Genomic DNA, 20614 nt, shown 5'->3' with positions numbered 1-20614 from the left:
AGCTTGTCACCCTAAGTAACTTCAGAAAAACCCTTCACATTCTATTCATCATTATTGAATTTCTCTCTGCTAGACACATGAATATGTAAACCTTAGTCATTCTAAACATTGGTATTTAATGAGATAATTATTAAAGTACAAGTGTTTACATGATCTATAAATATTTGTGTCAATGTTCAGCTAAAATCAAAACAGACCAGTTTATCGTTACGATCACTCAATAGGCAAAAGATACTGCATCGCAAGACAGGTTCTTTACCCACTTTACTGATTTAGCCCTCAACTGTGTCACTCAATGATGAAAGACAGGAAATTTTATGGAAAAAGCTCTGCAATGTCCTAAGTGTGGTTCTACAGAAATTGAAGCACGTGACCATGACAAATTACTTAGAACAACTGGCGGTGTTTTACTCACAGCTGCTGGTACAACGGCAGGCACTGTAGGTGGTGCTGCAACTGGTGCTACTGTTGGAGCAGCTATTGGTACTGTTGCTGGTCCTTTAGGTGTAATTGTTGGCGGAACTGTAGGGACTTTTGTTGGTGCCATTAGTGCAGGAATTACTGGTGGTGTAGTTGGTAATATTTTTGGTAAGAAAGCTGGCGTAATAATCGACAAGAATATTTTTCAAGATTATCGCTGTTTAAAATGTAAATACCGTTTTAAGCAAAAGAAGTAATTTAAATTAAATAGGAGAACTAGTTGCTCTAGCTCTCCTACCTAATCAAAAAATTTATAAACCATCTGGAATAATAAATTTTTATCTAGCATTTCATATAATTAATCTAGATAGCAGCCTATTTTTAAAGTAAAACTTTAATTTACTTAGCTACTACACCATCTTGTTGATACTTTGGTGAACGTGGACCATATAACAACCCCATACCCGGATTATAAGTCGTCGGGGTAAAAAGTTGAGTATTTACCATACTCGCTAATGGATAAGCCCGATCAGTAAAGCTGCCAGCAATCTGTTCAACTAAAGCACCGACGACCATTCCGATTAAACCAGCATTACCATCATTACTTGCTTGAACAAGTTTTTTCTCACCTGTCCAAATCACATCTCCAGTTTTTAAATCAACAAGCTTTGCATCAGCACTTACTGTCGCGACACTCTGAATCACTTGGTATTTAGAACCATATTCTTTAATTCGAATATATAAAGCTGCGTCTGCACCAAAAATCTCTTGTAATTTCTGGGGTGCAATAGACTGAGCATCACTGCCATTAGTAACCCCATTCTCTTTAAACATATTGTCTACGACAGAGATTGGGAAAACGTAATAACCAGCTTCTGCCACAGGTGCCACCACAGTAGGCCAATAACTATAAGTCGCTTTTACATCAGGCGAATCATTGACTGGAGGCAATACCAAAATCGATTTTGGCATATGAGCTTTATAAGCTGTAATATCTTTATTAGGTGGTGGAGTAACGGCACATCCAGTAAATGCAAGGCTAGAGAAAACCAAACCGGCAATTAGAAATTTCTTCATCATGATTTTGCATTCCCACCATTAGCATTCATTTTTTGCAATAAGCGATCCATTAAAACTGTAGATTCTGGATATACTTGTCGTTCAAGCTGGAAATACTCAATTGCTTTTTGAGAATTATTTTCTTGTAAATACAATAATCCTAAATGCGCATATAAACCTGGCGGAACGGCTAAGCCCTTGCCTTTAGTTTTCTCAATTTCAGCTTCTAATTTTGTGATTTGCGTACTTGGTGTCGCTTTCTCAGGTGAGTTATACATCAAATAGGTTTGATGAGTATAAGTTCCCCAATTATATAAAGGTTGAGGACCAGCTGCACACCCAACCAATCCCATAGCAAGAAAACTGCTTAAAAGAATTTTTTTCATTTAACACATATCCAAAATTATTGAATTGACCAACGGTTATTTTGAATATCTGTTACAAGATTATTAACTGCTTCACGAACAGCTAAGTCGAGTACTTTACCATTTAACGTAGAATCGTAAGAAGCTGTAGTACCAAAGCCTAAAACTTCACGTGCGCCTAATGCATATTCACCAGCACCTTGTACCGAATGCACGACTTCAGATGTTTTTACATCAACAATATTTAAATTAACTTTGGCATAAGCAACTTGTTGTTTACCACGTCCTAAAATACCAAATAACTGTTGATCACCTACTTCTTTGCGACCAAACTCAGATACGTCACCTGTGATGACATAACGAGCACCTTTAATAGATTGAGCAGTATTGCTATAACCTACTTCTTGTTTAATTTCTGATAGATTGTCACGGTTTAAAACTGAAAAATAGCCAGTTTGCTGTAAATGTGTTTCAAGAATAGTTTTCGCTTGCCCACCTAAACGATCAACATTATCAGAGAAAACGCCTCTCATATAACTAGAGCGATTATCAAACTTACCAATAGAAATAGGAGTTTTTACTCCGGTATATTTTGTTGTAGCAGTAGCAGCAGTGACTTGTGGACTTTGTATCGTTCTTGAAGTTTCAGTAGTTGAACAAGCAATTAAACCGAAAGAACTCAAAGTAGTAATGATTAATATTTTTTTCATGTTTACTCTATAAAGATAAATAAATACAAAGAATACATATTATATACAAAAAGACTATCAAATAAGCGAATAAATTAGGACTCTAATAAAAAATTTACTTAATTCGTTTAAATAATTTTTAAAGAAGCAAAAAATTTATTCTATAGATAGTTAATTATATGAAACCTATTATTAGTAAATTAATTATGGTTTGCCGTGGTATAGAAAAATCTATCTATGATATAAAAATCAGCTACTTACTTTACGCTTTAAAGAAGATATAAAACAATTATGCCCTAATACAACTTCTGAAAGTTAAAATGAAAAAAATATTATTTTTAAGTTTAGTAAGTGTTCTTAGCTCATATACTTTTGCTGAAGACAATAGTTCAATTTACCGCGGACTAGGTACTGGTACTAAAGATTTTTTAAAGTTTGAAATACTCAAAAAACAAGGCTTTATAGCAAAGAAAGCAACTATTTCAAGGGCAGATTATAATGATATATACAAACTGAAAAAGCGTTATCAATTTATGGGACAAAATGTTGTATTAATCTCAGATGAATATATGTCTGAATATGTGGGCTGTTGCGTTAGTGAAGGTTGGGGCGCGGTATTTAAACAAATCTCTAATTTGAAATTAATTGAACATTTTGCAAAAACTAATCAATGCAAAATCTCTCCTATAGAAAAAGACAGTGATTACTATGGATTTAAAATCCGTTCATTACCCAAAGGTAATTACTATGAATTATCATGCCGCGAACGCGATTTAGATGAATCCCAATAAATCGAAGTTAAATTCTAAAAATAAAAAGCCAAACTAGTAAGTTTGGCTAGAAGAATCGAACAGCTATAAGCTATATTAAAGAGGAATCGCCTTTGATGCGACTTTTACCAAAGTTCCTCCACCCGGAACAACCGTACTAGCTAACTCTGCCGAAAGTTCTACTAAATTCTCTTTCGTAAAAGCTTGATCAAAAGTATTTCGGAACCAACTTCCTTGTTCAATAACTTCTCCTGTAAGTCCATCAACCTCAATAACGCCAACTTTATCTGCATTAGACCAAATATATTCAAATGCATAAACTGGACGAAAATATAGGTACAGTTGAGTTATTTCCTCTGAATCTTCAATAATATTAGTTGCATGAACTTTTTGATTTTGTAGTTCCGATCTGACAATGCTAGTAATAGAGTCAAGAGATAGTAATGGTTGAAGTACATTATCAACTTCGACTTTATCTACCTCAGAAAGTTCAAACTTTCTAATATATTCCGCTAAATGAGATGATTTAAGCTCACGTTGCAAGCCATCAAAGTAATTTGAAAATTCTATTTTTCTGCTACAAACTTCTTTCATTTGCAATTCTATTTTGCCTTTATCCTGTTGACGTGTAACAGGATAATTTTTTTGTTCAGGATCTTCATAAACCTGAATTTGCTTCGCATGTGAATTATGTACAGGAATAGAATAAGTCACAACACAATCGTAATTAAGGTTACGCTCGCTTGAGACAAACCAAAATGGTTCATAACGTAATATATGATTTTTTAAATGTACTGTTTCTTCCGTAGGACGTTTTAAAAAGTTAAATTTTGCTAACATTCCAAAAGCATTAACCTTCTTCTTTTCAGCTTGTTGCTTTGCTGAATCAAATTCAAATATTTTCTTAAAAACAAATATTTTATGGTTTTCAGCTTTTACTTCTAATTTTGACATAATGATATCATTGCTATTAAACAAATTTTTTAAATTATAGTTATTAAATTTCATAAAATAAATCATTAAGATTGTATATTTTATTTAAGCGTAAGATTGGATAAACTTCTAGTAAGTGCCAACTTATTTAAGAAATAGCACTATAACGCCATGAGAAAACAAAGTTTATTAAACTACATTTAACCTCTTACACTCTAAGAAAATTACTTAAATAATCTGAATAAAACTTAACTTCAGGTTTAATTTATTTTTAAAGTAAGGAAAGTACGCACTTAGGGTATTTTTCCTTACCCATCCCCTCACTCAATTATCTCAAAACATTTAAAAAGTAATCCAACAACTTCTCCCTTTTCTCCGCTTTATTAGGATCTAAAAGTTGGATGATTGCGCCATCAATCATAAATAAAATCATGTTTGCATCAGCTTTTAAGCCACGACTTTCTAGACTAAATATCAAATCAAAAAGTTCTTTAAGTAGCCATTTTCTATATTCAATCGCCATGCGGTAAGCCCTTGGGTAAAGCAGTTTTAATTCAAAAATGGCCTTAAATAGCAAAAAGTAAAAACTGTTTAAATCGACATGTAAACGGACAATTTCTTTGAGTTTATCGGCTGCGGTTGGGTAGCGGTGTGAGTAGACAATTGCCAGTACTTCTTCTTTGAGTCGGCTTTTTTGAAAGATTAGGCACATTTCAACAAGGCGTTCTTTCGAGTGAAAGTAGTTATAAAACGTCGCTTTTTGAATTTTGGATTTTTTAATAATCAGGTCTACGCCTGCATTATGAAATCCATGCGTGGTAAAAAGTTGGATAGCGGTTTGAACAACCTGTAATTTTTTGGAAGATATTTCTAAAGTTGGCATAGTTTTACCGTTATAAATTCTTGTTGTGTCTAAATGAGATAAAAAGCCTGTGCCCTTTTTGGGAGAAAAAAAGGCACAGCAAAGCCGTAAGACGGTGCTTGGCACATCTCAAGTTTTGTTTTGCTAAGTTTTAAGTAAAAATGACTAAAGCCTGAAAAACCTTATGGCATTCAAGCTGCTGTAAATTTTTAAGTGGTGTCGTTATAGCTTTTGGCACTGAGTACCAAGAAATAATGGATGTGCATAGCCAACTCCTGATTTTGGGAGTTCTGCCAGACATTAATAGAAATTATGGTGGCAGAACGAAAGAGGGTTGACAGACTGGCTCAAGACCCAGCACACCCGAAGGTGTCCCCCTTCCGTCCTACCGCTACAAAAAGGGAGACGAACGGGTCTACATCAAAAAAACGAGTTTTTTCAATGTTCTTGAGCGCGGCCTGTCAAAGCCGGCTGGCAATGTGGCCAGCAGGCAAAGGATAGTGCTCTACCCTATTGCAGTCAAGCACACAAAACGACATTTGTTTTAAATTAGATCATTAAAAAGTAAGGATAAATAATGAATGAGTTATTGTTAAATTGGGGTTTATAACGGGATTGAAATTTATATAGATATATTAGTTTTAACAGGTAAGATGAGAATATAAAAATGGTAAATGATGAAATTAATGATGTAGAAAGTTTTTCTTAGAATTACTACTAAATTTACAATCACAATAAGTCACCGATGCCTTTAAACCTATTATTTATACTTCTCGCGATAAGCTTTCTGCTCGAAACAACTCAATAAGAATATAATGGTAAAAATAGTTGTTTGCTTTTCATTCTATTTATTTCAATTTATAAAAAACATATAATATTCTCAATAGTTTTCTAATTATCTATTACATTCAATCAAGATCATATATTTTCAATAAAGAGAATAAAATGCAAGACCAAGCTTTAACCTCTCTTCCTCAAGATGTAAATGAGGATCAAAATATTACAACTCCACCAATTTCACACTCAGGAATTCATCATTTTAAGTTTCATGGGAATGCCTCAGAATATTTTGGAATATGGATCGTTAATATTCTTTTGACTATTATTACTTTAAGTTTCTATGCGCCTTGGGCTAAAGTTCGTCGCTTACGCTATTTCTATGGCAATACAGAATTTTTTGAACGTCGCTTTGATTTTACAGGCATTCCAACCAAGATTTTGATTGGACGTTTAATTGCATTAGGAATTTACGTCGTATTTGCAATTTCATCACAGTATTCAATGATTGCGACTGTGGTTGGACTAGTTGCATTATATGCAGCAGTACCTTGGCTAATTCGCGCTACTTTACGTTTTACGGCAAGAAATAGTAAGTTCGGCAACGCACGTTTTTATTTTGGTGGAACGATAAAAGAATCTTATAAAGTCTTTCTTTTAAGTATATTGGTATATATTTTCACATTAGGAATCTTTACACCTGTAGCTATTTGGCTATATAAAAAATATTATCTTAACAACTTATATGCTGGACAATTAAATTTTAAATTAAACGCGAAATGGTCTGCATATATGGCTGCAGTTTATATACCAGTTTTTATTGCAATTGGTATAATTGCTATTTTTTCAATCATTTACTTTGCTATGGCAGGAACAGTTTCTGGGTTCTCACCGAACGCTATATTCTTCGGAATATTTACGGTATATGCATTTATTGGATTATTTATTTATCCATTAATTGCTGCTCGTATTTTTATTACGACATGGAACAATACTACAATTGGGAACAGTCAATTTAAAACAGACTGTAACCAATGGCGTTTTGCATGGATTGTAGCATCGAACTGGATAGTAAAAATCTTAACCATAGGCTTAATGTCTGCTTGGGCTGCAGTTCGTATTCACAAATATCAGATTGAATCGATGAGTTTAATTTTATTAGATGATCCAAATCAAATGATGAATCTAGCTCAACAAGAGCAAAGTGCTTTAGCTGAAGAAATCAGTGATATTTTTGATATCGACATCTCTTTATAATAATTTGAGTTTAATAATTTATGTCCCACGCAGTAGATATCACTTTCTATGATGGCCTAGTGTCTAAACCATACCCTGCTCAGATTTCAGCTCAATCTGAATCTGAGGTTCTAATTCGGTATGGTGAACAATTAGAACTTCAGCGTCATTATCAATATACTGATATGAAATTGATTGGTGCGCTGGGACAGTTACACCCAGTAATTGAATTATCTGATGATGCACGAATTGAGTTTCATAGCGCATTACCAGAATGGTTTAATTACACAACTAAAAAGGTTCAACATTCGATCTGGAAATTTGAACGCTCTCCGGGTCTTATTCTTTTTAGTGTAATTTTTGTGATTACTTTTGCGATCAGTCTAGTCAAATGGGGTGTTCCAGCAACGTCCCATTATCTTGCTTTTCAATTACCTGAGAATACTTTAAAGAAACTAGGTGATGAAGCCGAGAATTATGTATTAAATAATTGGACTGCACCCAGCCAATTAGCACAAACTCAAAAAGACCAAATTACTAAACAGTATTTGAATACTGTTGCTGAAAACAAACCAGCTAAATTAGTCTTCCGTAAAGGCGATCAGTTAGGGGCAAATGCTGTAGCGCTACCCAATAATACGATTATCGTCACAGATGAACTGATCAAATTGGCACATACGAATCAGGAAATCTTAGGCGTATTAGCCCATGAACAAGGTCATTTGGTTTATCGCCATAGTTTGCAACAAGGGTTAACGAGTTTAGGCCTAAGTATATTATACATTGCAATGACAGGAGATAATTCAGACTTATTTACGTCCTTACCTGCCGCTATGATTGGTGCAAATTACTCACGTAAATTTGAGTCCGAAGCCGATCTATATGCTTTACAGCTGATGGATAGGAAGCATATCGAAGTCTCACACTTTGCAAATTTCTTACAACGTTTAAGCGATACAACAGAAGAAGGTATCGATAAAAAGAATCAGGCCAACCCAGCAACTTCTCAAGAAGAATCTTCAGCTAATAAATTATCTACAGCTGTTCTTGATACTTTATCCTCTCATCCTGCAACCGAAGAGCGTATTCGAATGGTTCATGATTTTGAGAAAAAACAGAAAGGCGCACAAAATAATTTATAGGCTCACAAAGTCTATCTAGAAAATTTATGGTCTTTAGGAAGTGGAGCATCACATGGTTGATCCGTCTTTACATTGACCATTTTCACAGGCCCATCATTGTAGATTGTTACCTTGCAGCCTTTTACGACATATTCCTGTTGAATGCCACCATAAATTTCATCCTCAGAAACAGCAGATGCAACATCACATGCCTCGTCAGCACGGCATATATCCTCTTGCCCACCTACAGCTTCTGCTCCAGCAGCTTCCATTACATCTACAGCACTCTCTTGTACTTCAGCATCTACAGCCTGTATTTTTGCTGCATATGTATTTGAAAGATTCATCATAAGAAAAATTGCAAAAAAGAACTTACTACTGTGATTTATTAAATTCATGAATTATCCATATCTCTTAATTTAAATTTGGTACATATCAGTCAATTTTACTTTGCAAGTTAGTGATGCAAAGGGATTAGTATTATAAGGAGCTATTCTACCCATAATTATACATATAGCAGCAATAGTTGCCCCGAAAGAATTCATCAAACAATTACAAGATATTGACCATTATGAGGGTGCGATTAACTACACAATATAAAATTAAACTGAAATCAAAATCTGTCTAACACAATCCAAATTTTTATGGAGGGTAAGATGAGGGATAAAATAATAGATATAAAAAAAGCCCCTGCTATTAACAGGGGCTTTTCGAATTTGGCGGAAGCGGTGAGATTCGAACTCACGGAGGACTCACACCCTCGTCGGTTTTCAAGACCGGTGCATTAAACCGCTCTGCCACGCTTCCATGTGCGTAAGAATACAAAGCTTATTCATTTTATTCAAGAAAAATATCATCGCTTTGTGTTCAAGTGCATATTGTTTCATCAATTTTACAGTTGCGCAGCCAATTCTGCTCCTTCTTTGATCGCACGCTTCGCATCTAGCTCTGCTGCGAGCTTTGCACCACCAATAATATGGTAGTTCGCTATAGTCGACTCACCTTCTTTTGGCATCAAGTCTTTTACCGACTCTTGACCTGCACACACTACAACTGTGTCTACACGTAAAAGTTGGTCTTGACCATTGTGCTCAATCCAAAGTCCTTCATCAGTGACTGCTTTATATTGCACACCACGCAGCATACGCACACCATGCTTTTTAAGCTGTGCACGGTGTACCCAACCCGAAGTCTTGCCAAGACCAATACCAAGTGGTGTTGTTTTACGTTGTAGTAAATAAATTTCACGAATTGCCGGTTCAACTTCTGGCGGCTGCATACCACCTTCAGAAACATAATTCGGATCTGGGTCTACACCCCATTCACGTTGCCAATCTGCCAAAGGTTGAGGCTGTGGTTGATGTGGCGGTTTAAGTAAAAATTCTGACACGTCAAAACCAATACCACCCGCACCAATCACTGCAACTTTTTGCCCGACTTCTGCCCCTTTCAAAACTTGAGCATACGAAAGGACTTGTGGTGCGTCACTTCCTTCAATTTTTAATGCGCGAGGGATTACACCAGTTGCAACAATTACTTCATCAAAACCTTCACGTTCAAGTTGTTCACGATTTACGCGAGTATTTAAACGTATGTCCACCCCTGTTTTTTCGAGTTGGACTTTAAAGTAGCGGATCGTCTCGTGAAATTCTTCTTTGCCTGGTACAACTTTGGCAAAGTTAAATTGACCACCTACATCCGAAGTTGCCTCAAACAGCGTCACTGCATGGCCACGGCTTGCCGCAACAGTTGCCGCCGACATTCCCGCTACACCACCACCCACAACTGCTATGCGCTTAGGCTGTTTAGTCTTTAAATAGACCAGTTCAGTTTCATGGCCTGCACGAGGGTTAACCAAACAAGATACACGCTTATTTTTAAAAGCATGGTCTAAACAGGCTTGGTTACATGCAATACAGGTATTAATTTCATCAACGCGGTTAGTCGCAGTTTTATTTACCCAAAATGCATCGGCCAATAAAGGACGTGCCATTTGAACCATATCTGCTTTGCCAGTTGCCAAAATTTCTTCGGCAGTTTCAGGCATGTTAATACGGTTTGACGCAATAATCGGAATAGAAATATGTTGTTTTACATGAGCAGTGTAGTCGACAAAAGCTGCACGAGGCACAGATGTTACAATGGTCGGCACACGAGCTTCATGCCAGCCAATGCCGGTATTTAATAAAGTCACCCCTGCTTTTTCTAAAGCTTTGGCTACAGTCACCACCTCTTGCATGGTGTTACCGTCATGGACTAAATCGAGTAAAGACAAGCGGAAACAGATAATAAATTTCTCACCGACTTTGGCACGAATCGCTTTAACAATCTCGACTGGAAAGCGCATACGGTTTTCAATTTCACCCCCCCAACGGTCAGTACGCTGGTTCACGTGGCGACTTAAAAACTGGTTAATGAGATAACCTTCAGAGCCCATAATTTCAACGCCGTCATAGCCCGCTTTTTTGGCAATGTCAGCACAATGTGCATAGTCATCAATCGTACTTAAAATATTTTTTTCAGAAAGCTGACGCGGTTTAAATGGTGAAATTGGCGATTTGATCGGACTAGAAGACACTGCAAAAGGTTGATAACCATAACGGCCAGCATGCAAAATTTGCATTAAAATTTTTGAACCATGCTTATGCACAGCATGTGTAACCAGACGGTGCTGTGGAATATCGGTTAAACCATTCATGGTTCCACCCATGGGTAGTAGCCAACCTTGACGGTTTGGAGAAATCCCCCCAGTCACAATCAGGCCAACCCCACCTTTTGCACGCTCTTCAAAATAAGCTGCCAGTTTTGGATAATTGTAAAAACGATCTTCAAGCCCCGTATGCATGGATCCCATCACCACACGGTTTTTAATGGTGGTAAAGCCTAAATGTAATGGTTTTAATAAATTGGCGTAACTTGTCATGCTGCGTCCCAATAATTTTTTGCAACTTGTTGCATAGTACTTTAATACTTTTTTGATAATTTTGGATGACCACACAAAGAAATTTATCGGAGCTTATGGTCAATCCATTTATTTAAGAACAATACTTCATTCACTTCTTCTTATTCTATAAATAGCCTTATATTTTTTATCAAATTAAAACTTCGAATCAGAACAAGTGAATTAATGCTTTTTTTGCGAAAAAAAGCACCATGAATAGTGCTACAATAGCCGCCATTCAGAATTCTCAAGACCGCCTATATGGGGTCTTTTTCATAAATGTTAGGATTAGCAATGACTGATAATGCAACTATCTTGCAGCATGTACCAGTAGGCAAAAAAGTTGGGATTGCCTTCTCCGGAGGCCTAGACACTTCAGCTGCCTTATTGTGGATGAAACAAAAAGGCGCAGAACCTTATGCATATACTGCAAACTTAGGTCAGCCTGATGAAGATGACTACGATGCAATTCCAAAGAAAGCAGAACAATACGGCGCTGTAAAAGCTCGCTTAATTGACTGCCGCTTACAACTTGCGCTTGAAGGTATTGCTGCGATTCAGTGTGGTGCATTCCATATCAGTACAGGTGGTGTTCCTTATTTCAATACGACTCCACTCGGTCGTGCAGTAACAGGTACAATGCTAGTTACCGCAATGAAAGAAGATGACGTAAACATCTGGGGTGACGGTTCAACTTATAAAGGTAACGATATTGAACGTTTTTATCGTTATGGTTTGTTGACTAACCCGAATCTTAAAATTTATAAGCCTTGGTTAGATCAAAACTTCATCGATGAGCTCGGTGGCCGTGCAGAAATGTCACAGTTCCTGATCGACAACGGTTTTGACTACAAAATGTCAAAAGAAAAAGCGTACTCGACTGACTCAAATATGTTGGGTGCGACTCACGAAGCAAAAGATCTTGAATACCTAAATGCTGGTATCAAAATCGTTGACCCAATTATGGGCGTTGCTTTCTGGAAAGATGAAGTTGAAATTACTCCAGAAGAAGTGACTGTACGTTTTGAAGAAGGTGTACCTGTTGCATTAAACGGTCAAACTTTTGACAATCCGGTTGAGCTTATTCTTGAAGCAAACCGTATTGGTGGTCGTCATGGTTTAGGTATGTCTGACCAAATCGAAAACCGTATTATCGAAGCGAAATCTCGTGGTATTTATGAAGCACCGGGGATGGCCCTTCTTCATATTGCTTATGAGCGTTTGGTTACGGGTATTCATAACGAAGATACGATCGAACAATACCGCATTAACGGTTTACGTTTAGGTCGTTTACTTTACCAAGGCCGCTGGTTCGATTCTCAAGCACTTATGTTGCGTGAAACTGCACAGCGTTGGGTTGCTAAAGCGATTACTGGTGAAGTAACTCTTGAGCTTCGTCGTGGTAATGACTACACCATCATGAACACTGAATCTCCAAACTTAACGTACGAAGCTGAACGTTTAACAATGGAAAAAGGCGATTCAATGTTTACGCCAATGGACCGTATTGGTCAGTTGACTATGCGTAACCTCGACATTACCGATACACGTGCAAAACTTGGTATCTATACAGATGCTGGTTTGCTTTCAATCGGTCAAGGTTCTGCTGTGCCACAACTCGATAGCAAGAAAAAATAATTTTCTTACTTAATAAAAAGGCCACCGACACAGGTGGCTTTTTTATTTCAAATATTTGTGCTCAAACAAGTTCTGCTACTTCCAAAGGTTGATAATAAATCTGGTTACGTCCAAGCTGCTTAGCCCGATATAAAGCTTGATCCGCAGCGTGAATTAATTTTTCCTGATTTACTTTAAAACCTTCTGTATAAACAGTAAAACCTAAACTAATCGTGACATGCTTAGAGACTAAAGATGCTGCATGAGGAATCGCTTGTCGCTCAATCGCTTTATAAATATTTGCAGCAACGGCATAGGCGCCTTGAGCAGGTGTTTTCGGTAACAGCACGACAAACTCTTCTCCACCATAACGGGCAACAAAATCAACATGCCGAATCGAATTTTTAATTGCAGCGGCAATAGATGAGATGACTTTATCCCCCATTTGGTGTCCATAAAAATCGTTATAATTTTTAAAAAAATCGATATCAATAAACAAAACAGCCAATGGACGCTTTTCTTGCTTTGCACGATAGTAAAAAAAGTCGAACATCTCATCAAAAGTACGTCGATTTGAGATATTCGTCAGTGCATCCTGCTGGCTTAAATGAAGCAATTCAGATGCCTCAATACGTAAAATCTGTTCGTTAAGCTCAGCAAGCTGATTATTTAAAAAAAGGCTTCTTTCTCTTGAGGTAAGCATCGTACTAATTGAAAAACCTAAAATACAACTTCCAAACAGCGCTCTTCCCAAAGCAATAAAATCACAATTCGCTTGCCATAAAATCAGTAGGGAAAAAACACAAAAGGCTGCTGTTAAACCTACATAAAGCATATGTAGAGGCTTTATTCCGCTTAAAATAAACCCCAGCATATATAAGAAGGAAAGTAGTAACATCGACTGGTTTTTAAGAGCGACATTTCCTACACTAAGGAGCAACATTGCATTGATAATGATGGTCAAAAATACAATGCCACATGCAGCGATATAAAAATATTCAGTGAGTTTTTTAAACTTTGCAAAAACCCAAAATAAAAGCAGTGCACAAGCAATATTAATTGCACTAAGTAAACAGTAAATAAAATCCCAAGTAATATAAGGCACGCCTATGACCAAATAGTCTGTAGGTAGAGCCAGCAATATGAAAATGAGATAGGTTAAAACGCCACTTGCTAAAAATTTTGAGATATTCTGTTTAGTTCGCTCAAGATTTAGACACCAGAATTTTTTTTCTAATTGATGTGGCAGAGGTATATTGGCATAACGATGGGTATGTAGAGTTACTAAATATTCTATTTCTTCTTTTGCTTTGAGTAATTCATGTACATTTCCCCTATTTGCCACTACTTGATTCCTGCCTCTCACACATTAACAAAATATAACATTATTTTTTAAGGCCTCTGACGCTTTATTTTGCCATTTGTCCGTAATTCTCGTTACCATTTTCACACTTTATCGATTATCATTTGTTTTATTTCGAAGTTTGAACTGCCTTGGACTCTATTACCTTGCTCCAGCCAGATGACTGGCATGCACATTTACGTGATGGTTTAGCATTAAAACGTACTGTACCTGATTTGGCCAAACAATTTGCTCGTGCGATCTGTATGCCAAACCTTGTTCCACCTGTAAAAACTGTGGAAGAAGCATTGGCTTACCGTGAACGTATTCTTGCTCATGTTCCAGAGGGTCTTAACTTTGACCCGCGTATGGTGCTTTATTTTACTGATTTCACCTCACCAGACGAAGTTCGTAAAATTAAAGAATCTGGACATGTAAATGCTATTAAACTTTACCCAGCAGGTGCGACCACCAACTCTGATAACGGAGTAAGTGACATCCGTAAAGTTTATGCAGTCATTGAGCAACTAGAAGAGCATCAAGTTCCGTTATTACTTCATGGTGAAGTGACTCATAACCACGTTGATATTTTTGACCGTGAAAAACGCTTCTTAGATGAAGTTTTATCACCGTTATTAAAACAGTTTCCAAAACTTAAAGTTGTACTTGAGCACATCACAACAAGCGATGCTGCACACTTTGTTTTAGAACAAGACCGCAATGTGGCTGCAACGATTACACCTCAGCATTTATTATTTAATCGTAATGATATGTTGGTTGGTGGCATTAAACCGCATTTCTATTGCTTACCAATTTTAAAGCGTCAAACTCACCAGACCACTTTGCTTGAAGTTGCAACGAGCGGTAACCCTAAATTTTTCTTGGGTACAGATAGTGCTCCTCACTCGCAAAATGCAAAAGAAAATGCGTGTGGTTGTGCAGGCTGTTATAGTGCGCCTAATGCAATTGAACTTTATGCTCAAGCATTTGATCAAGTAGGTAAACTAGAACGTTTAGAAGGTTTTGCTAGCCACTTTGGCGCAGACTTCTACGGCCTACCACGTAATACTTCTACCATTACTTTGGTAAAAGAAGATAACCTCGTTCCAGAATCTTTTGATTATTTAGATGATCAAAAAATTATCCCGCTGCATGCCGGGAAAACGCTGCAATGGAGAAAAGTGTGACACAAGAAACCTCTGTCCCGGTCATTGGCCAACGTTTTCGTGGCTTCTTACCTGTTGTTGTTGACGTTGAAACGGCAGGTTTTAATGCCCAGACAGATGCATTGCTAGAAATTGCGTGCATTCCAATTGTATATGATGCTCAGGGACAATTTGTCCCTGGTCCAGCATTTCATGCACATATTAACCCGTTTGAAGGGGCTAATCTCGATCGTCGTTCGCTAGACTTTATTGGTATTGATCCATTCAATCCAATGCGTATTGCAATGGCTGAAGATGAGCGCACTGCATTACGCCGTATTTTTAAATCGGTGAATGAAGTCCGTAAACAGCAACATTGTACCCATGCAGTCTTAGTAGGCCACAATGCGCATTTTGACCTTGGTTTTGTACAAGCAGCAATTGCGCGTACAAGCACAAAAAACCAAAACCCATTTCATAGCTTTTCAGTGATGGATACGGTTACTTTAAGTGCTGTTATGTTTGGACAAACTGTGCTTGCTAAAGCCTGTATTCAAGCTGGAATTGAGTTCGATGGCAAAGAAGCACACTCTGCTTTGTACGATACTCAGAAGACTGCTGAACTGTTTTGCTATATTTTGAACAAACTGTCACCTTACCTCCTTGACAGTTTGGTGGCGGCTTCTTAAGATACCGCCATCCTCAACGTCCCTATCGTCTAGAGGCCTAGGACATCGCCCTTTCACGGCGGTAACCGGGGTTCGAATCCCCGTAGGGACGCCATATTCTCTTCTTATAAAATTTCTTTCTATTTTATTTTTATATTTCTAATTTTCTGTATTTCCCAATAAAATACACTTGTACATATATATCACCGATCCAGTATTTCCTTTACATAGATTTACAATATAATAATTCTTATTTCTATACTGATATTTATTATCAACAAGGTTTTAAATGGATCTTAAGCTTCGCCTCCTCTCCCTGACCATTGCTCAACTGTGCTGTATATCAACTACTTTTGCAGAAACCCATAATTCCTCAACAACACTCGCTACCATTAAGATTAAAGCCCAACAAGCTGCCGACCAAGCTTATAAAGTCGATAGCTCAACTAGCGCAACACGTAGTGAAGTCGCATTAAAAGATACGCCACAATCTGTCAGTGTAGTGACTCAAAAAGTAATCGAAGATATTGGCGCGACACGTTTAATCGAAGCGCTTGATTTAGCTGGCGGTGTGACTCGCGCTAATAACTTTGGCGGCCAAGGCTTAACAGGCTTTAATCTTCGTGGTTTCACTAGCGGTGAGTTTTATCGCAATGGATTTCCGATTAACCGTGGCTATCCAAATGCTCCAGATAGCAACACTATTGAACGTGTAGACGTTTTACGTGGACCCTCTTCTAGCTTATATGGCCGTGGTGACCCAGGTGGTACGTTTAACTTAATTTCTAAAACACCGAAGTCTGAGCAACAAACCACTTTAGGTGCTCAGCTCAGTAGTGAAGGTTTATATCGCACTACGGTAGATACCACAGGTACTATCCCTAATACAGAAAATATTGGTTATCGCCTAAATGTGATTGCAGAAGGCGGTGATAGTTATCGCGATCATGTCGAGTCCAAACGATATGGAATTGCACCAGTCATTCAATGGCAAGCTTCTGACGCAACAAAAGTTACTTTTGAAGCGGATATTTTACGAAATCAACATCCACTTGATCGTGGCCAAACACGTTATGCAGGCCAGAAGTCTTTTAATAGTTCACCCGAAACCTATTTGTGGGAAACAGGTAAATACAACAACCGACTCTACAATGATAACAATATGACTCAATTACGAGTCGAGCACGACCTTGGGAATGACTGGAAGCTAAATGCTGGTGTGCAATATTTAAATGGCAAATTGCATGGCTATGCGGTAGAGGCAAATGGCATTCAAGATGACGGAGAAACTTTAAACCGAAATTACAACTACCGCGAATTAAAATGGCAAGATACCGATGCCCAAATTAACCTTACAGGCAATTTCCAGCTTTTAGGTCTAGCTCATACTTTAGTGACTGGGCTTGAATATGAAAACTATGATTATAAATCATATATTATTCGTTCAGATGCTAAGTCAAATAACTACCCGATCAATATTTATGATCCAGTTTTAGGTCAACCTCTACCTGAGCTTAAAAACATTACGACCCATGACCGTGAAAATTTAAAAACAACTGCTCTTTTTGTACAAGATCAAATCGATTTAAATGAGCGTTTAAGTGCACTGCTGGGCTTGCGTTTTGAGCACTACGAACATGATTACAAAAACCTATTACCAAATACTGCAAACTGGAATACCAGTCATGACGCATTTATTCCACGTTTAGGTTTAGTTTTTAAAGCGCGTGATAACCTTTCAATCTATAGCAATGCTGCGAAATCTTTTAAACCTAACACTGGTGCTAGCCGTAATGGAGAAGGTTTTGACCCAGAAGAAGGCATGGCTTACGAGTTAGGCTTTAAATGGCAAGCACTCGACAATATGTTGTCGGTTGACTCTGCTATTTTTTACGCAAAAAAAGAAAATGTCTTAACCCTAGATCCTGTAGATTCAGCCTATAAAGTTGCTGCTGGTGAAGTTCGCAGCCAAGGCATTGAGCTAAACATCGCAGGACAAATTACTCCAGCTTGGAAAATTATTGGCGGATATGCTTATACAGATGCAGAAGTCAGCAAAGACAACACTCTAAAAAAAGGAACGGCTTTAGCCAATATTCCAAAGAACAGTTTTAATCTTTTAAATATCTATGAATTTCAAGATGGCCCTTTACAAGGCTTAGGTCTAGGAATTAATCAAAAATATATTGATAAGCGTGCAGGACAAACAGCCAATAGTACTTACACCATGAAAGGTTACGCAGTTACAGATTTAGTTTCTTATTATCAGGCAACGCCAAAACTTCGTCTTAACTTAGATCTGAAAAATCTTTTTGACAAAGTATATGATGAAAGCGCTTTCAATCTATATGCGTATCCAGGTGAATCACGTACTGTTCAATTGGGTATGAGCTATACGTTCTAAACTATAAATACACCTGCTAGAAAGCCATTTCACAGTGATAACCTAAGTTAGAATCTGGCTAGGGCTATCAAACACTTAAAAGCCACTGCATTTTAAGGTAGTGGCTTTTTATTCAGTTGCTCTTATATAAAAATATAATTTATTGATTTATTAATATTTTTTAGAAGTAAATGATGTTCTATACTAAACATAGATCAAAACTATAATTTGAGGATGACATGCAAATTCGATTATTTCACTTAAAAAACTCTCGCTCTCAACGCATTATTTGGTTTTTAGAAGAATTAGGACTCAACTATGAACTCATTATTAAAGATCATTCAGGCATAGACAAAGATAAAAACTCACCTCATCAATTATCAAAATTTCCAACTATCGAAATTATTGAACAGGAACAAATTTCAATTTTGGCGGAAACCTCAGCAATCCTAGATTACCTATCTCATTTACACCCACAATTGGGACCGAACAACCTATCAAGCCAACAGCTTCAAAATTTTTATTATTGGAAAAATTATTGCGAGGCGACATTCATTCCCGATTTGGTACTGAAACAAATCTTTCACCAAATTGTAAAGCGTACACCTTTTCCAATCCGTTTCATTCCTAAACTTTTAAAATATGGATTCGATCAAGGCTATCTCAATCAATCATTACAACGACAAATGAAAATGATTGATGAACATTTAGAGCATTATTTATGGTTTGCTGGAGATCAGTTTACTACTGCTGATATTTTGATGTGGTTTCCATTACTGGCTTGCTCACAAAATTACAGCCAGTTTAAACATATACACCGTTATCTTGCCCAAATAGAAAACAGACCTGCCTTTAACAATGCTTTAATTAAAGGCCAATGGTCTGCTTCTATATTTAACGCTTACTGGACGACTGCATGGTAATGAAATTATGCAGACTTACGTGAATTTACTTGTCCTTGAATCACCGCTTTAATATTGCCTTTGGCATAATTTAAAAATACCACTAGTGGTGAAAGTTTTGGATTTGGTTTTTTACCCTTGCCAATGGTTTTAAATTGAGCGGCATACCAAATAATTTCCATAATTGCCATTTTATCGACAAATGGTAAGCCTGTTTTAATTGGTTTTACTGCATAGCGAACATCTTGCCCTGCAATTAAACGCTCTGTTAAATCAGTTTCTACTGCAAATGGACGAGCAATACCAATAAAGTCACATGCACCACTTTCAAGCGCAGCGTTCATGCCCTCTACGGTACGGAAACCGCCTGTCACCATAAGCTTACACTTAACATGCTGACGGATTTTTTCAGCAAAATCTAAAAAGTATGCTTCACGAGCAATCGTGCTTGCTTTACGTTTGTCGGCCTTAGCCCCAGCCATTGCTGGTGCCTCGTAAGTACCGCCTGAAATTTCAATTAAATCGATACCAGCTTCATCCACTGCTTTAAATACTGAAATTACATCTTCTTCGCTAATACCGCCACGCTGGAAGTCAGCCGAGTTAAGCTTCACTGAAATGATAAAATTATCTGAAGTCGCCTCACGTACCGCTTTATAAACTTCTAGTAAAAAACGAGTACGATTTTCAACTGAACCGCCCCATTGATCTGTGCGCTTATTGGTTAATGGCGATAAAAACTGACTAATTAAATAACCATGTGCACCATGTAATTGCACTCCTTCAAAACCTGCCTTTTCACAGATTTGAGCTGCAGTCGCAAAACGTTTAATAATATCTAGAATTTCATCATGAGTTAATTCACGTGGCGTTCCAAACATGGTTGCTAAAGCTGGACTAAAAGGTACCGCTGATGGCGCTACGGTTTCTTTATTTAAGCCTTTTGGACACTGACGACCTGGGTGTGACAATTGAATCAACTGCACCATGCCATATTTTTTACCTAATTCCGCCCATTCTTTTAAGCGCTCTAGATCACGTTCAGTTTCAATAACAACAACACCCGGTTCATTTTTTGCGCCGGCATTTACCATGACATTACCAGTAATCGCACAGCCAAGCTCACCTTTTGCCCATGCACCATATAAACCCAAATGTAAGTCATTTGGTTGGCCTTCATAATTTGCAAGTGCCTCACTCATTGCACCTTTAATAATTCGGTTTTTAAAGGTGGTATTGCGAATTGTGATGGGTTGAGCAATCTGGTTCATGGTTAACCTCTGTTCTTTGAGTTTTAGAGCAATTACTCTAATTTAAATGAGTTATTGGGCATGTCAAGTCATAATCGATAACTGACAATAGCACATGTCAATTTTAAAAAAAA

Annotated in this window: 18 protein-coding genes and 2 tRNA genes; 10 read left to right on the top strand and 10 right to left on the bottom strand. The window is 37.3% G+C overall.

Going from position 1 to position 20614, the window contains the following annotated elements:
* The first annotated feature begins 317 nt into the window (after positions 1-317).
* A complete protein-coding gene (locus tag F928_RS12565; RefSeq protein ID WP_002120526.1) occupies positions 318-677 on the top strand; it encodes a hypothetical protein in 360 nt (119 codons plus the stop codon).
* 142 nt (positions 678-819) lie between these two features.
* On the opposite strand, the gene F928_RS12560 is transcribed toward F928_RS12565, so the two are convergent.
* The 3 genes from F928_RS12560 to F928_RS12550 are packed head-to-tail and all read right to left on the bottom strand — an operon-like array spanning position 820 to position 2554.
* Entirely contained in the window at positions 820-1500 is a 681-nt protein-coding gene (locus tag F928_RS12560) for a DUF799 domain-containing protein (protein WP_005075606.1), read from the bottom strand.
* Positions 1497-1865 carry a DUF4810 domain-containing protein gene (locus F928_RS12555; protein ID WP_005070471.1) on the bottom strand — a complete coding sequence of 123 codons (369 nt, stop codon included), beginning with the start codon at positions 1863-1865 and terminating at the stop codon, positions 1497-1499. Before F928_RS12555 ends, F928_RS12560 begins: the two co-directional genes overlap by 4 nt.
* 17 nt (positions 1866-1882) lie before the next feature.
* Positions 1883-2554: a CsgG/HfaB family protein gene (locus tag F928_RS12550; RefSeq protein ID WP_005075604.1), complete on the bottom strand. Its 672-nt coding sequence runs from the start codon at positions 2552-2554 to the stop codon at positions 1883-1885.
* Positions 2555-2853: 299 nt separating this feature from the next.
* On the opposite strand from F928_RS12550, the gene F928_RS12545 reads away from it, so the two are divergent.
* Entirely contained in the window at positions 2854-3324 is a 471-nt protein-coding gene (locus F928_RS12545; RefSeq protein WP_005075602.1) for a hypothetical protein, read from the top strand.
* A gap of 75 nt (positions 3325-3399) precedes the next feature.
* Here the strand turns inward: F928_RS12545 and F928_RS12540 are convergent, their stop codons facing one another.
* Both F928_RS12540 and F928_RS12535 read right to left on the bottom strand, forming a co-directional pair.
* Positions 3400-4323 carry a hypothetical protein gene (locus F928_RS12540; RefSeq protein WP_005075600.1) on the bottom strand — a complete coding sequence of 308 codons (924 nt, stop codon included), beginning with the start codon at positions 4321-4323 and terminating at the stop codon, positions 3400-3402.
* A 241-nt stretch (positions 4324-4564) separates the two neighbouring features.
* Positions 4565-5119 (bottom strand): TetR/AcrR family transcriptional regulator, encoded by a 555-nt coding sequence (locus F928_RS12535; RefSeq protein WP_005075596.1) that lies wholly within the window; start codon positions 5117-5119, stop codon positions 4565-4567.
* A 924-nt stretch (positions 5120-6043) separates the two neighbouring features.
* On the opposite strand from F928_RS12535, the gene F928_RS12530 reads away from it, so the two are divergent.
* Positions 6044-7132 (top strand): YjgN family protein, encoded by a 1089-nt coding sequence (locus F928_RS12530; RefSeq protein WP_005075593.1) that lies wholly within the window; start codon positions 6044-6046, stop codon positions 7130-7132.
* Positions 7133-7152: 20 nt separating this feature from the next.
* A complete protein-coding gene (locus F928_RS12525; RefSeq protein ID WP_005075591.1) occupies positions 7153-8253 on the top strand; it encodes a M48 family metallopeptidase in 1101 nt (366 codons plus the stop codon).
* 11 nt (positions 8254-8264) lie between these two features.
* On the opposite strand, the gene F928_RS12520 is transcribed toward F928_RS12525, so the two are convergent.
* The 3 genes from F928_RS12520 to F928_RS12510 form a co-directional block, all read right to left on the bottom strand.
* Positions 8265-8582, bottom strand: a complete 318-nt coding sequence (locus F928_RS12520) for a hypothetical protein (protein WP_080632703.1) — start codon at positions 8580-8582, stop codon at positions 8265-8267.
* Positions 8583-8949: 367 nt separating this feature from the next.
* Positions 8950-9039, bottom strand: a tRNA-Ser gene (locus F928_RS12515).
* An 85-nt stretch (positions 9040-9124) separates the two neighbouring features.
* Entirely contained in the window at positions 9125-11155 is a 2031-nt protein-coding gene (locus F928_RS12510; RefSeq protein WP_005075586.1) for an NADPH-dependent 2,4-dienoyl-CoA reductase, read from the bottom strand.
* A gap of 297 nt (positions 11156-11452) precedes the next feature.
* On the opposite strand from F928_RS12510, the gene argG reads away from it, so the two are divergent.
* Positions 11453-12811 carry an argininosuccinate synthase gene (gene argG, locus F928_RS12505; RefSeq protein ID WP_014206117.1) on the top strand — a complete coding sequence of 453 codons (1359 nt, stop codon included), beginning with the start codon at positions 11453-11455 and terminating at the stop codon, positions 12809-12811.
* Positions 12812-12872: 61 nt separating this feature from the next.
* Here the strand turns inward: argG and F928_RS12500 are convergent, their stop codons facing one another.
* Complete coding sequence (locus F928_RS12500) at positions 12873-14135, bottom strand: GGDEF domain-containing protein (protein ID WP_005075583.1); 1263 nt, start codon at positions 14133-14135, stop codon at positions 12873-12875.
* Positions 14136-14284: 149 nt separating this feature from the next.
* Between F928_RS12500 and pyrC the strand changes: the two genes are divergently transcribed.
* The 5 genes from pyrC (at position 14285) to F928_RS12475 (ending at position 19251) form a co-directional block, all read left to right on the top strand.
* Positions 14285-15319, top strand: coding sequence for a dihydroorotase (gene pyrC / locus F928_RS12495; RefSeq protein ID WP_005070491.1), 1035 nt, complete (start codon positions 14285-14287; stop codon positions 15317-15319).
* Positions 15304-15966 (top strand): ribonuclease T, encoded by a 663-nt coding sequence (rnt, locus tag F928_RS12490; protein WP_002117536.1) that lies wholly within the window; start codon positions 15304-15306, stop codon positions 15964-15966. Before pyrC ends, rnt begins: the two co-directional genes overlap by 16 nt.
* 18 nt (positions 15967-15984) lie before the next feature.
* Positions 15985-16060, top strand: a tRNA-Glu gene (locus F928_RS12485).
* A gap of 174 nt (positions 16061-16234) precedes the next feature.
* Entirely contained in the window at positions 16235-18349 is a 2115-nt protein-coding gene (fhuA, locus tag F928_RS12480) for a TonB-dependent siderophore receptor (RefSeq protein WP_005075579.1), read from the top strand.
* A gap of 218 nt (positions 18350-18567) precedes the next feature.
* On the top strand, positions 18568-19251 hold the full coding sequence (locus F928_RS12475; RefSeq protein ID WP_005075577.1) for a glutathione binding-like protein: 684 nt from the start codon (positions 18568-18570) through the stop codon (positions 19249-19251).
* Between the two features lie 5 nt (positions 19252-19256).
* On the opposite strand, the gene noxB is transcribed toward F928_RS12475, so the two are convergent.
* A complete protein-coding gene (gene noxB / locus F928_RS12470; protein WP_005075575.1) occupies positions 19257-20501 on the bottom strand; it encodes an NADH:flavin oxidoreductase/NADH oxidase family protein in 1245 nt (414 codons plus the stop codon).
* Positions 20502-20614: the final 113 nt, after the last annotated feature.

The sequence above is a fragment of the Acinetobacter pittii ATCC 19004 = CIP 70.29 genome (assembly GCF_000369045.1).
Taxonomy (GTDB): domain Bacteria; phylum Pseudomonadota; class Gammaproteobacteria; order Pseudomonadales; family Moraxellaceae; genus Acinetobacter; species Acinetobacter pittii.
The sequence above is the reverse complement of the archived record's forward strand: the minus strand, read 5'-3'. Positions and strand labels throughout refer to the sequence as shown.

What these genes read in the sequence shown, in the direction of transcription:
- F928_RS12565 (WP_002120526.1), top strand. Translation starts at nt 318, where the DNA reads ATGGAAAAAGCTCTGCAATGTCCTAAGTGTGGTTCTACAGAAATTGAA.
- F928_RS12560 (WP_005075606.1), bottom strand. Translation starts at nt 1,500, where the DNA reads ATGATGAAGAAATTTCTAATTGCCGGTTTGGTTTTCTCTAGCCTTGCA.
- F928_RS12555 (WP_005070471.1), bottom strand. Translation starts at nt 1,865, where the DNA reads ATGAAAAAAATTCTTTTAAGCAGTTTTCTTGCTATGGGATTGGTTGGG.
- F928_RS12550 (WP_005075604.1), bottom strand. Translation starts at nt 2,554, where the DNA reads ATGAAAAAAATATTAATCATTACTACTTTGAGTTCTTTCGGTTTAATT.
- F928_RS12545 (WP_005075602.1), top strand. Translation starts at nt 2,854, where the DNA reads ATGAAAAAAATATTATTTTTAAGTTTAGTAAGTGTTCTTAGCTCATAT.
- F928_RS12540 (WP_005075600.1), bottom strand. Translation starts at nt 4,323, where the DNA reads ATGATTTATTTTATGAAATTTAATAACTATAATTTAAAAAATTTGTTT.
- F928_RS12535 (WP_005075596.1), bottom strand. Translation starts at nt 5,119, where the DNA reads ATGCCAACTTTAGAAATATCTTCCAAAAAATTACAGGTTGTTCAAACC.
- F928_RS12530 (WP_005075593.1), top strand. Translation starts at nt 6,044, where the DNA reads ATGCAAGACCAAGCTTTAACCTCTCTTCCTCAAGATGTAAATGAGGAT.
- F928_RS12525 (WP_005075591.1), top strand. Translation starts at nt 7,153, where the DNA reads ATGTCCCACGCAGTAGATATCACTTTCTATGATGGCCTAGTGTCTAAA.
- F928_RS12520 (WP_080632703.1), bottom strand. Translation starts at nt 8,582, where the DNA reads ATGATGAATCTTTCAAATACATATGCAGCAAAAATACAGGCTGTAGAT.
- F928_RS12510 (WP_005075586.1), bottom strand. Translation starts at nt 11,155, where the DNA reads ATGACAAGTTACGCCAATTTATTAAAACCATTACATTTAGGCTTTACC.
- argG (WP_014206117.1), top strand. Translation starts at nt 11,453, where the DNA reads ATGTTAGGATTAGCAATGACTGATAATGCAACTATCTTGCAGCATGTA.
- rnt (WP_002117536.1), top strand. Translation starts at nt 15,304, where the DNA reads ATGGAGAAAAGTGTGACACAAGAAACCTCTGTCCCGGTCATTGGCCAA.
- fhuA (WP_005075579.1), top strand. Translation starts at nt 16,235, where the DNA reads ATGGATCTTAAGCTTCGCCTCCTCTCCCTGACCATTGCTCAACTGTGC.
- F928_RS12475 (WP_005075577.1), top strand. Translation starts at nt 18,568, where the DNA reads ATGCAAATTCGATTATTTCACTTAAAAAACTCTCGCTCTCAACGCATT.
- noxB (WP_005075575.1), bottom strand. Translation starts at nt 20,501, where the DNA reads ATGAACCAGATTGCTCAACCCATCACAATTCGCAATACCACCTTTAAA.